Raw genomic sequence first — 11,975 nt, 5'->3', positions numbered from 1 at the left:
TCCTCCTCAATGTTGGATGGCGTGCTGGCCGGACAGCAGCGTCAGGTACAGCGCCACCTGCGCGCGCTGGGTGGCGTCGGACTGGGCATTGATCGCGTTCGCGAGGCTCTGGCGCATGGCGGTTGACATGCGGCCCCACAGCAGCGCCTGGTCGACCGCGTTGATCAGCGCCGTCGTGTCATTGGCGACCGCGGTGAAGGGCTGCAGATTGACGCGCATATTGCTGCCCGGCTGGGTCAGCAGCGCCCACAGGAAGTTGCCGCGCAGCGTCGCCTCGGTAGGCGTGTAGATCTGGAACTCCGGCGCGTTCAACGTCGTTTGCGGCAGGCGGAAGAGCTGCGAGTAGTGGCCGAAGACCGAGGGCGGTGTCAGCGGCGTCTGGCCGGTGCGGCCGATCTCCCAGCCGAGGTTGTTGCCGGGCTGGAAGCCACCGTTGAGCGCGCGCAGCGTGGCCGCGATGTGCTGCATCGGGTCGCGCAACCGGCCGTCATTGGTGCCGGCCGTGTCGTTGCGGGCCTCGGTGTCGAGCAGGATGGCGCGCACGACGGCGCGCAGGTCGCCGCGCACGCCGCTGCCGTTGTTGGTGAACACGGTGGCGACGCGCTGCACATAGGCCGGGCTGGGGTTGCTCTTGACGAGCTGGCGGATCAGCCGCTGCGCGACGAAGGGCGGCGTGTTGGGATGCTGGAAGAGGCAGTCCAGCGTCGCCTTCAGGTCGGCATCGGTGCCCTGGCTGGCCGCGAGGCTGCAGCCGAGGAAGCTCTTGGCGCGCTGGTCGTGGTTGACCTCACGCAGCACCATGGCGCCGCTGAAGTTCTCCCAGTTGTTGGTGCCCGTGCCGACATAGGTCCAGCCGGTCAGCGCCAGCGCCACCTGCTGGATGGTCGACTGGTCATAGGTCGGGATGGTGCGGCCGGACAGGTCGAGCTGCGGCGTGCCGTCGGCATTCAGTTTGACGAGGCCAATGGTGAAGAGCTGCATCAGCTCGCGCGCGAAGTTCTCGTTGGCGGCCGAGCCGCCCAGCGGCTTGTTGCTGTTGGCCAAGTCCAGGTATTTGCCCATCTGCGGGCTGCGCGCCACCTCCTCCAGCAGCGTGCGGTAGTTGCCGAAGGCGTTCTTGCTCAGCGTGCGCAGATGTGGCGCGATCTCCTCGGCGTAGATGTTCTTGTTGGCCGAGATGACGATGACCTGGGCCAGCGCATAGGCCACGCGCTGGCGCAACTGGTCGGGGGCGTCGGTGAGCCGGTTCAGCATCTGGGCCGCCACGGTCGACGTCGTGCCATCCGATGGCGTCGCCACCGTCGTCTCGGCCAGGTCGAACTGCTCGGTCAGCCAGGCGTCCTGGCCCAGGCTCTGCACGCGGGTGACGCTGGCGGCGTTGGGGCCGAAGCTGGCCTGCTCAAGGAAGCGCGCGGCCGCCAGATTGGCCGTGCCTTGGCCGGGGCCGGGCACCGGCGAAGGGGCAGGCGCAGGAGAGGGCGCTGGCGCGGGTGTGGGGGCCGGGCTCGGCGCAGGGCTGGGCGAAGGGGCGGGGGAGGGCGCCGGCGTGGGCGCGGGTGCCGAGGCGGAGACGGACAGGTTGACGACGTCGGATCCGATGGTGCCCAGGCCCGTCGCCCAGACCTGCACCGGCTGCGTCTTGCCCAGCCAGGTGCTGGGTGCCGTTGCCGAGGCCAGCAGCTGCGTCGCTGACACGCGGGTGACCGTCGCATTCAGGTCGCCGACCTTCACCGCCACGTTGGTCGGGAAGGACGCGCCGTTGAGCTTCAGCGTGAAGGCGCCAGCGGGCACGGCGGCGGGGCTGATGCTCCACAGCCGTGGCTGGATCTGCGTGATGCTCAGCGTGATGCTGCCGGACTTGGCCGGGAAGGCCGTGCTCGTTGCCGTGACGGTGACATCACTCTGCATGGGCACGGCGGCCGGCGCGGTGTAGAGGCCGCGGTCGCTGACCGTGCCGACCGTCGTGTTGCCGCCGGCAATGCCGTTGACGGTCCAGGTGACGGTGTTGGGCGACAGCGGCACATAGGCGGTGAGCTGGCGTGTGGTGGCAATCGGCAGATTGCCGCTGCTGTAGACGGTGATCGTCTGGGCGATCACCGGGCCGGCGGCCAGGCTGCTGGCGAAAGCCAGCGCGGCGACGCGGACGATATGGGGAGGAGGGCAAATCATGGAGTCGCTCCTGACTAGGGCAACTCCATGCTGCAACGCTCATGCCATGGCTGGCATCCCTCAAAACTGACGCCGTGCGTCGTTTCTCAGGGCCCGGGTGTCATGCGAACTGACGATTTGCGCTCAACGTGACCAAGCCTGTCAGTCTTTCAACCACTTGCGTGGCTGATTCTTGCAAATGTCACGAGTTGTACGTGACGCCGCGGGCTCGATCAGCTCAATCCATCGCCATCGCCGTGTGGCTGAAACCGCCGTCCACATAGGTGATCTCGGCGCTGATGCCGGCCGACAGGTCGGACAGCAGGAAGGCGGCGGTGTTGCCGACGTCGTCGATGGTCACGTTGCGACGGATGGGCGCCTGGGCCGCGAACTGTCCCAGCAATTTGCCGAAGTCCTTGATGCCGGAGGCGGCCAGCGTCTTGATCGGGCCGGCCGAGATGCCGTTGACCCGCACACCCTTGGGGCCGAGGGCCGACGCCAGGTAGCGCACGCTGGCTTCCAGGCTGGCCTTGGCCAGACCCATGGTGTTGTAGTTGGGCACGATGCGCAGGGCGCCGAGGTAGCTCAGCGTCAGCAGGGCCGCACCCTGGCGCAGGCGCGGCGCCGCCAGCTTGGCCATGGCCGGGAAGCTGTAGGCCGAGATGTCGTGGGCGATGCGGAAGTTCTCGCGCGTCATGCCTTCGAGAAAATCACCGGCAATCGCCTCGCGCGGCGCGAAACCGATGGAATGGACGAAACCGTCGAACTCCGGCCAGACCTCGCCGAGCTGGTTGAACAGCGCTGCCATCTGTTCGTCGCTGGTCACATCGCAGTCATAGACGAGCTTGGAATCAAACTCGGCGGCGAATTCGGTGATGCGCTCCTTGAAACGCTCACCTTGATAGCTGAAAGCCAGCTCCGCGCCCTCGCGGTGGCAGGCACGGGCAATGCCGTAGGCGATGGAGCGGTTGGACAGTACGCCCGTGATCAGCAGCCGTTTGCCGGCGAGAAAGCCCATTCTTGTCTCCTGTGAGGTCTCAAACAGCCTCAGATTCTGGCACGCGCCGGGCGTAGCGGCTTGCCGGCACAGGACTTGCACAGTACAATACGAGCTTCACTGGAAATGAGGGTTGCCATTCAGGCGGCTTCTCAACGAGCGGCGGACGACATCCCCCGGCGCAGGATTCTGGTGAACGATTGGGCGGATTCATCCAGCCCATTTTTTTTGCTTTTTCGATTTTCTTCCGACCCGAATCCCATCCCCGCATGAGTTGGCAAACCGCTGTGGAAACGACCGTGACCGGCCTCGGTTACGAACTCGTGGACTGCGAACGCAGTGCCAGTGGTGGAACGCTGCGCGTGACGATCGACAGGCTGGCTGCCGACGCGGCTGCCGGTGAGTTGGTCACGGTGGAGGACTGCGAAAAGGTCACGCGCCAGCTGCAGTATGTGCTGGAGGTCGAAGGTCTGGAGTATTCCCGGCTCGAGGTGTCCTCGCCGGGGCTGGACCGGCCGCTGAAGAATGCCGCGCATTACACGCGCTTCGCTGGCCAGGAAATCGACATCACGTTGAAGGCGCCATTCCAGGGCCGCAAGAAATACCGCGGCGTCGTCAGCGCCCAGCCGGATGCGCCGAGCGACCAGGCCTGGCGCCTGGTGTTCGACGACGGCGAGGCTGACCAGGCGCTCGATTTCACGCTCGACGAGGTGCGCGAGGCACGCCTCGTGCCGTCGTTCAGCTTCAAGGGTCGAGGCGGCGAACCGGCGCCCGACCGCAAGCCGGGCCAGCGTGGCGTCATCAAGCCCAAGAAGCAGCCAAAAGAGGCAGCACTCAAGAAACAAGCGGGCGAGCCCAGTGATGCGGCGCCCGGCCAAGACAAGGTTGACGGAGGTCTCAAGCAATGAACCGCGAAATGTTGATGCTGGTGGACGCGATCTCGCGCGAGAAGAGCGTGGAGCGCGATGTCGTGTTCGGTGCGGTGGAAGCCGCACTGGCCTCGGCCACCAAGAAGATTTACGGCGCTGAAGCCGACATCCGCGTCAGTGTGGATCGCGAATCGGGCGAGTACGAGACCTTCCGCCGCTGGCATGTCGTGCCCAACGAGGCCGGCCTGCAGAACGCCGACGCTGAAATCCTGCTGTTCGAAGCCCAGGAACAGATCGCCGACATCGAGGTGGACGACCACATCGAGGAGCCGGTCGAGTCCCTGCCCATCGGCCGTATCGGTGCCCAGGCCGCCAAGCAGGTCATCCTGCAGAAGATCCGCGACGCCGAGCGCGAGCAGCTGCTGAACGACTTCATGTCGCGCGGCGAGAGGATCTTCGTCGGCACCGTCAAGCGCCTGGACAAGGGCGACATCATTGTCGAGAGCGGTCGCGTCGAAGGACGCCTGAAGCGCGGCGAGATGATCTCGAAAGAGAACCTGCGTACCGGCGACCGCGTGCGTGCCGTCATCCTCGGCGTGGACCCGACGCAGCGTGGCCCGCAGATCATGCTGTCGCGCTCCAGCCCCGAGTTCATGAAGGAACTCTTCGCCCAGGAAGTGCCGGAAATCGAGCAGGGCCTGCTGGAGATCAAGAGCTGCGCCCGCGACAGCGGTTCGCGCGCCAAGATCGCCGTCGTCAGCCATGACCGCCGCGTCGATCCCATCGGCACCTGCGTCGGCGTGCGCGGTTCGCGCGTCAATGGCGTGACGACCGAACTGGCCGGCGAGCGCGTCGACATCGTGCTGTGGAGCGAAGACCCGGCCCAGTTCGTCATCGGCGCGCTGGCCCCGGCCAATGTGCAATCCATCGTCGTCGATGAAGAGCGCCACGCCATGGACGTCGTCGTCGACGAGGAAAACCTCGCCATCGCCATCGGCCGTGGCGGCCAGAACGTGCGCCTCGCGTCCGAACTGACCGGCTGGCGCATCAACATCATGTCGGCCGAGGAGTCGGCCGCCAAGCACGAGCAGGAAAGCGAATCGGTGCGCAAGCTCTTCGTCGACAAGCTCGACGTCGATGCCGAAGTCGCCGATATCCTGATCGCCGAGGGCTTCACCAGCCTCGAGGAAGTGGCCTACGTCCCGATGCAGGAAATGCTCGAGATCGAAGCCTTCGACGAGGACACGGTCAACGAGCTGCGCACCCGAGCCAAGGACGCGCTGTTGACCATGGAAATCGCCCGCGAAGAGAAGGTCGAGGAGGTCTCGCAAGACCTGCGCGATCTCGAAGGCGTGACGCCCGAGCTGCTGAGCAAGCTGGCCGAAGGCGGCATCAACACCCGTGATGACCTGGCCGACCTGGCCGTGGATGAACTGGTCGAACTGACCAGCCAGGATGAGGCCGCTGCGCGCGCGCTGATCATGAAGGCCCGTGAACATTGGTTCAACGCCTGATCGACCACACGCCGCGCCGCACCGAAAGTAATTTGAAGGATCCCCACATGGCCGTGACTACCGTCGCCCAATTCGCCGCCGAGCTGAGCAAGCCGGCGAGCACGCTGCTGGAGCAGCTGCAAGCCGCGGGCGTCAAGAAGTCTTCCGTTGACGACTCGCTGAGCGAGACCGACAAGGAAAGCCTGCTCGACCACCTGCGCACCTCCCATGGCACTGCCGGTGGTGAGCGCAAGAAGATCACCCTCGTCAAGAAGTCGACCACCGAGATCAAGCAGGCCGATGCCTCCGGCAAGGCCCGCACGATCCAGGTCGAAGTGCGCAAGAAGCGCACCTTCGTCAAGCGTGACGATGCCTCCGACGAGTCCACCGCCGGCGCCGAAGAAGCCGACCTGGTGCGCCGCGAGGAAGAAGCCCAGGCCCAGGCCGCCGCGTTGCGCGCCCAGGAGGAGGAGCTGGCCGCCAAGGTGAAGGCCCGTGAGGACGCCGAACGCGCCGCACGTGAAGCCGCCGAAGCGCGCCGCGCCGAAGAGCAGGCCGCCGCCGAAGCCGCCGCCAAGGCTGCCGCCGAAGTCGCTGCTGCCGCTGCTGCTGCCGCGAAGACCGAGGACAAGACGGAAGAAGTGGCCGAGGCTCGCCAGCGCAACGCTGCTGCTGCCGCTGCGGAGGCCGCTGCCATCAACAAGGCCGCTTCCAAGCGTGGTTCCAAGGCCGCCGCGCCGGCACCCGAGCCCGAAGTCGTCGCCCCGCCGCCGCCCGCCCCCGCGCCCGCCCCTGAAGTCGTCGCCCCGCCGCCGCCTGCCCMCGAGGTGGCGAAGCCGGCCCTGCGTGTCGTCAAGGCCGTGGACGCGGCTGCCGAAGAGAAGCAGAAGCAGGACGACCTGGCCCGCCGCCGCAAGGCTGCCGAGGACGAGGCCGCCAAGATCCGCGCCATGATGAATGCGCCCAAGAAGGTGCTCGTCGCGGCCAAGAAGGAAGAGCCCAAGCCGGCCGAAGCCGCCGCGGGCATCAAGGGCACCATCCACAAGAAGGCTGGCGCACCGGGTGCAGCACCTGCTGCAGCGGGTGCCGGCGCAGGTGCCGGCAAGCCGGGCGACAAGAAGTCGGTCAAGTCCGAGAAGCTGTCGTCCAGCTGGGCCGACGACGCCGCCAAGAAGCGCGGCCTCAAGACCATCGGTGCCGGCCCCGCCGGCGCCGGTCGCCCGGGTGGCGGTGGCAACTGGCGCGCTCCGGCGCGCGGTGGTGCCGGCGGCCGCCGTGGTGACCGTGGTGGCAACCAGTCCAACTTCCAGGCGCCTGCCGAACAGCAGACCCAAGAGGTGCACGTCCCCGAGACCATCTCGGTGGCCGACCTCGCCCACAAGATGTCGGTCAAGGCCGCCGAGGTCATCAAGCAATTGATGAAGCTGGGCCAGATGGTCACCATCAACCAGCAGCTGGACCAAGAGACGGCCATGATCCTGGTCGAGGAAATGGGCCACAAGGCCTTCCCCGCCAAGCTGGACGATCCGGACGCCTTCCTCGAAGAAGAGGGCACCACCGAGCAGCAGCACGAATCGCTGTCGCGCGCCCCGGTCGTCACCGTCATGGGCCACGTCGACCACGGCAAGACCTCGCTGCTGGACTACATCCGCCGTGCCCGTGTGGCCGCGGGTGAAGCCGGTGGCATCACGCAGCACATCGGCGCCTATCACGTCGACACGCCGCGCGGCATGATCACCTTCCTGGACACCCCGGGTCACGCGGCCTTCACGGCCATGCGTGCCCGCGGCGCCAAGGCCACCGACATCGTCATCCTGGTCTGTGCGGCCGACGACGGCGTCATGCCCCAGACCAAGGAAGCCATCCACCACGCGAAGGCCGCTGGCGTGCCGATCGTGGTCGCGATGACCAAGATCGACAAGCCCGATGCCAACGTCGAGCGCGTCAAGAGCGAGCTCGTGGCCGAACAGGTCGTGCCGGAAGAATTCGGCGGCGACGCACCCTTCATCGGTGTGTCGTCCAAGACCGGCCAAGGCATCGACGACCTGCTGGAGCAGGTGCTGCTGCAGGCCGAAGTGCTGGAACTGAAGGCGCCGGTCGAGTCCATGGCCAAGGGCCTGGTCATCGAAGCCAAGCTGGACAAGGGCCGCGGCCCGGTCGCGACGGTGCTGGTGCAGAGCGGCACGCTCAAGCGCGGCGACGTCGTGCTGGCCGGCTCCACCTTCGGCCGCGTGCGCGCCATGCTGGACGAAGATGGCAAGGCCACGAACGAGGCTGGCCCGTCCATCCCGGTCGAGATCCAGGGCCTGACCGAAGTGCCGCAAGCCGGCGACGAGTTCATGGTGCTGGGCGATGAGCGCCGCGCCCGTGAAGTCGCGACCTTCCGTCAAGGCAAGTACCGCGACGTCAAGCTGGCCAAGCAGCAAGCCGCCAAGCTCGAGAACATGTTCAGCGAAATGGGCGCCGGCGACGTGCAGACCCTGCCGCTGATCATCAAGAGCGACGTGCAGGGCTCGCAGGAAGCGCTGGCCGCTTCGCTGCTCAAGCTCAGCAACGCCGAGGTCAAGGTGCAGATCGTCCACGCGGCGGTCGGTGGCATCAGCGAAAGCGACGTCAACCTCGCCATCGCGTCCAAGGCCGTCATCATCGGCTTCAACGTGCGGGCCGACGCCGGTGCGCGCAAGCTGGCCGAGGGCAATGCCGTCGATCTGCGTTACTACAGCATCATTTACGACGCTGTGGATGACGTGACCAAGGCAATGTCCGGCATGCTGGCGCCCGAGCAGCGCGAAGAAGCGCTGGGTACGGCCGAGATCCGCGTCGTGTTCGTCGCTTCCAAGATCGGCACGGTGGCCGGTTCCATGGTCACCAGCGGCCTGGTCCGCCGTGGCGCCAAGTTCCGCCTGCTGCGCGAGAACACCGTCATCTACACGGGCGAGGTGGACTCCGTGCGCCGCGAGAAGGACGACGTCCGCGAGGTCAAGGAAGGCTTCGAGTGCGGTATCAAGCTGAAGAACTACAGCGACATCAAGGAAGGTGATCAGCTCGAGTTCTTCGAAATCAAGGAAGTGGCCCGCACGCTCTGAACTTCAGTCCCGAGGGTTAACCCCGCCCCTCGGGGCGGGGTTTGTTCTTTCAGGAAACCGCCATGAGACATAAACGCGCCATCCCCAACCGAGCCTTCCGTGTCGCCGACCAGATCCAGCGCGATCTGGCGGAGCTGATCCGCGAGCTCAAGGATCCGCGCATCGGCATGGCGACGATCAATGCGATCGACGTCACGCCGGACTACGCCCATGCCAAGGTGTTCTTCTCGGTGCTGGTCGGTGACCCGAAAGAGACGCAGGAAGCGCTGAACGAGGCCGCCGGCTTCCTGCGCAACGGCCTGTTCAAGCGGCTGCAGATCCATACCGTGCCGACGCTGCATTTCCAGTTCGACCGCACCACCGAGCGTGCGGCCGAGATGAGTGCGCTCATCAACCGGGCCAATGCCACGCGGGCGATCGAGGACGAGGAGCCGAATGACTGAGGCCGTCGTCACAGCTTCTGCTGCCAAGCCTGCCCGGGTACGCATCCAGCGTCGCCCGCTGCATGGCGTGTTGTTGCTCGACAAGCCGCTGGGSTTGTCGAGCAACGATGCGTTGCAGAAGGCCAAGTGGCTGCTGCGTGCCGAGAAGGCCGGCCACACCGGCACGCTGGATCCGCTGGCCACCGGCCTGCTGCCGCTGTGCTTCGGCGCCGCGACCAAGTTCAGCCAGGTCAGCCTGGACGCCGACAAGCGCTACCTGGCCACGCTCGCGCTGGGCATCCGCACGACGACCGGCGATGCCGAAGGCGAGGTGCTGGAGCGCCGCGACGCTGATGGCATCACGCAAGAGCAGATCGCTGCCGCCTGCGCCGCCTTCACCGGCGAGATCGACCAGATGCCACCGATGTATTCGGCGTTGAAGCACGAAGGCAAGGCGCTGTACGAATACGCGCGTGCCGGCATCGAGATCGAGCGCAAGAGCCGTCGCGTGACGATTCATGCCGTCGACATCGTCGGCGTGCAGGCTGGCACCGTGACCCTCGACGTCCGTTGCACCAAAGGCACCTATATCCGCACGCTGGCCGAAGACATCGGCGCCAAGCTGGGCTGTGGCGCGTCGCTGGCGGCGCTGCGTCGCACCGGTTCCGGTGGCCTGACGCTGGACGGTGCCGTCACGCTGGCGCAGATCGAGGCCATGCCCGATGAAGAACGCGCCGCGCTGCTGACCTCGCCCGACCGCCTGCTGGCCGAAGCCCCCGAACTGCGCCTGCCTGCCGACGAAGCCACCCGCTTCCTGTCGGGCCTGCGCCGCCGCGTGGCCGTGCCCGACGCCGAGCGCGTGCGCGTCTACGGCCCCGAGCCGCGCGCCTTCCTCGGCAGCGCCCACATCACTTCTGGCGAACTGATCGCCGACCGCCTGTTGACCCCGCCGGAGGTCCAGGCTCTGCTTTCCGCCTGACCCGGTTTTCTTTCCAAGCATCACCATGACCACCCCGATCCGCAACATCGCCATCATTGCCCACGTCGACCACGGCAAAACCACCATGGTGGACCAGCTCCTGCGCCAGAGCGGCACCTTCGCCGAGCACGAGAAGGTCGTCGACACCGTCATGGACAGCAATGCCATCGAACGCGAACGCGGCATCACCATCCTGGCCAAGAACTGCGCGGTCAGCTGGGAAGGCACCCACATCAACATCGTCGACACCCCGGGCCACGCGGACTTCGGCGGTGAAGTCGAACGCGCGCTGTCCATGGTCGACGGCGTGGTGCTGCTGATCGACGCCCAGGAAGGCCCGATGCCGCAGACGCGCTTCGTGACCAAGAAGGCGCTGGCCCTGGGTCTGAAGCCCATCGTCGTCGTCAACAAGGTCGACAAGCCGGGCGCCAAGCCCGATGCCGTCATCAACGCCGCCTTTGACCTGTTCGACAAGCTGGGCGCCAACGACGAGCAGCTCGACTTCCCCGTCGTCTACGCCTCCGGCATCAACGGCTGGACCTCGCTGGAAGAGGGCGCGCCGGGCGAGCAGTGGGGCCCCGACATGTCGGCCCTGTTCAACACCATCCTGAAGCACGTGCCCGCGCAAAAGGGTGACCCCGAAGCGCCGCTGCAGCTGCAGATCTCGGCGCTGGACTACTCCACCTTCGTCGGTCGCATCGGCGTGGGCCGCATCAGCCAGGGCACCATCAAGCCCGGCATGGACGTGGCCGTCATGGAAGGCCCGGACGGCAAGACCTACAAGGGTCGCGTCAACAACGTGCTGACCTTCCAAGGCCTGGACCGCGTGCAGACCAACTCGGCCGGCCCGGGCGACATCGTGCTGATCAACGGCATCGACGACATCAGCATCGGCGTGACCGTAACCAGCCTGACCGAGCCGGCCCCGCTGCCCATGCTCAAGGTCGACGAGCCGACGCTGACGATGAACTTCTGCGTCAACACCAGTCCGCTGGCCGGCCGCGAAGGCAAGTTCGTCACCAGCCGCCAGATCTGGGACCGCCTGCAGAAGGAACTGCAGAGCAACGTGGCGCTGCGCGTCTCGGAAACCGACGAAGACGGCATCTTCGAAGTCATGGGCCGCGGCGAACTGCACCTGACCATCCTGCTGGAGAACATGCGCCGTGAAGGCTACGAGCTGGCCGTCTCCAAGCCGCGCGTGGTGTTCCGTACCATCGACGGCGAGAAGCACGAGCCCATCGAGCTGGTGACGGCCGACGTGGAAGAAAACCACCAGGGCGGCGTCATGCAGGCCCTGGGCGAGCGCAAGGGCGAGCTGGTCAACATGGAGCCGGACGGCCGTGGCCGCGTGCGCCTGGAGTACCGCATCCCGGCGCGTGGCCTGATCGGCTTCACGAACGAGTTCCTGAACCTGACCCGTGGTTCGGGCCTGATCAGCAACATCTTCGACGGCTACGAGCCGCACAAGGGCGACATCGCCAGCCGCAAGAACGGCGTGCTGATCTCCATGGACGCCGGTGAGATCTTCACCTACGCCCTGGGCAAGCTGGACGACCGCGGCCGCATGTTCGTCAAGCCCAACGATCCGGTCTACGAAGGCATGATCGTCGGCATCCACAGCCGCGACAACGACCTGGTCGTCAACGCGACGCGCACCAAGCAGCTGACCAACTTCCGCGTTTCCGGCAAGGAAGACGCGATCAAGATCACGCCGCCGATCGACCTGACGCTGGAATACGGCGTCGAGTTCATCGAGGACGACGAGCTGGTCGAGATCACGCCGAAGAGCGTGCGTCTGCGCAAGCGTCACTTGTCGGAAAACGACCGCAAGCGTGCGTCGCGCGCTTGAGCGCAAGCGCCCAAGCGCGGAGCGCTGAATGTGGCGCTCCCCCATGCCGGGGCACGGAGGCCCCGTCCTTCGCCAGGCGTGAACAGTCCTCAGGACTGTTCAAGTCCGGGCTCAGCCCCCTCCAGGAGGGGG

At 66.4% G+C, this 11,975-nt stretch carries 7 protein-coding genes and 1 pseudogene; 6 read left to right on the top strand and 2 right to left on the bottom strand.

The features are described from left to right. Nucleotides 1-6: 6 nt before the first annotated feature. Both AC1D2H_RS08955 and fabI read right to left on the bottom strand, forming a co-directional pair. Nucleotides 7-2,169 carry a DUF1800 domain-containing protein gene (locus AC1D2H_RS08955; RefSeq protein WP_478010687.1) on the bottom strand — a complete coding sequence of 721 codons (2,163 nt, stop codon included), beginning with the start codon at nucleotides 2,167-2,169 and terminating at the stop codon, nucleotides 7-9. Nucleotides 2,170-2,386: 217 nt separating this feature from the next. After that, nucleotides 2,387-3,166 carry an enoyl-ACP reductase FabI gene (fabI, locus tag AC1D2H_RS08950; protein ID WP_478010686.1) on the bottom strand — a complete coding sequence of 260 codons (780 nt, stop codon included), beginning with the start codon at nucleotides 3,164-3,166 and terminating at the stop codon, nucleotides 2,387-2,389. Between the two features lie 248 nt (nucleotides 3,167-3,414). Between fabI and rimP the strand changes: the two are divergent. The 6 genes and pseudogenes from rimP to typA form a co-directional block, all read left to right on the top strand. Then, nucleotides 3,415-3,921, top strand: a pseudogene (rimP, locus tag AC1D2H_RS08945) (ribosome maturation factor RimP); the annotation flags it as partial. Nucleotides 3,922-4,049: 128 nt separating this feature from the next. Beyond that, nucleotides 4,050-5,528, top strand: a complete 1,479-nt coding sequence (nusA, locus tag AC1D2H_RS08940) for a transcription termination factor NusA (protein ID WP_477936814.1) — start codon at nucleotides 4,050-4,052, stop codon at nucleotides 5,526-5,528. 47 nt (nucleotides 5,529-5,575) lie between these two features. Then, nucleotides 5,576-8,593, top strand: a complete 3,018-nt coding sequence (gene infB, locus AC1D2H_RS08935; protein WP_478010685.1) for a translation initiation factor IF-2 — start codon at nucleotides 5,576-5,578, stop codon at nucleotides 8,591-8,593. A gap of 62 nt (nucleotides 8,594-8,655) precedes the next feature. Continuing rightward, entirely contained in the window at nucleotides 8,656-9,036 is a 381-nt protein-coding gene (gene rbfA, locus AC1D2H_RS08930) for a 30S ribosome-binding factor RbfA (protein ID WP_477936818.1), read from the top strand. Continuing rightward, nucleotides 9,029-9,994: a tRNA pseudouridine(55) synthase TruB gene (truB, locus tag AC1D2H_RS08925; protein WP_477936820.1), complete on the top strand. Its 966-nt coding sequence runs from the start codon at nucleotides 9,029-9,031 to the stop codon at nucleotides 9,992-9,994. The genes rbfA and truB overlap by 8 nt, the downstream gene beginning before the upstream one ends. A gap of 25 nt (nucleotides 9,995-10,019) precedes the next feature. Continuing rightward, nucleotides 10,020-11,843, top strand: a complete 1,824-nt coding sequence (gene typA, locus AC1D2H_RS08920; RefSeq protein ID WP_477936822.1) for a translational GTPase TypA — start codon at nucleotides 10,020-10,022, stop codon at nucleotides 11,841-11,843. Nucleotides 11,844-11,975: the final 132 nt, after the last annotated feature.

This window comes from Roseateles sp. P1_C1_2, assembly GCF_056406535.1.
The sequence above is the reverse complement of the archived record's forward strand: the minus strand, read 5'-3'. Positions and strand labels throughout refer to the sequence as shown.

What these genes read in the sequence shown, in the direction of transcription:
- typA (WP_477936822.1), top strand. Translation starts at nt 10,020, where the DNA reads ATGACCACCCCGATCCGCAACATCGCCATCATTGCCCACGTCGACCAC.
- AC1D2H_RS08955 (WP_478010687.1), bottom strand. Translation starts at nt 2,169, where the DNA reads ATGATTTGCCCTCCTCCCCATATCGTCCGCGTCGCCGCGCTGGCTTTC.
- rbfA (WP_477936818.1), top strand. Translation starts at nt 8,656, where the DNA reads ATGAGACATAAACGCGCCATCCCCAACCGAGCCTTCCGTGTCGCCGAC.
- fabI (WP_478010686.1), bottom strand. Translation starts at nt 3,166, where the DNA reads ATGGGCTTTCTCGCCGGCAAACGGCTGCTGATCACGGGCGTACTGTCC.
- nusA (WP_477936814.1), top strand. Translation starts at nt 4,050, where the DNA reads ATGAACCGCGAAATGTTGATGCTGGTGGACGCGATCTCGCGCGAGAAG.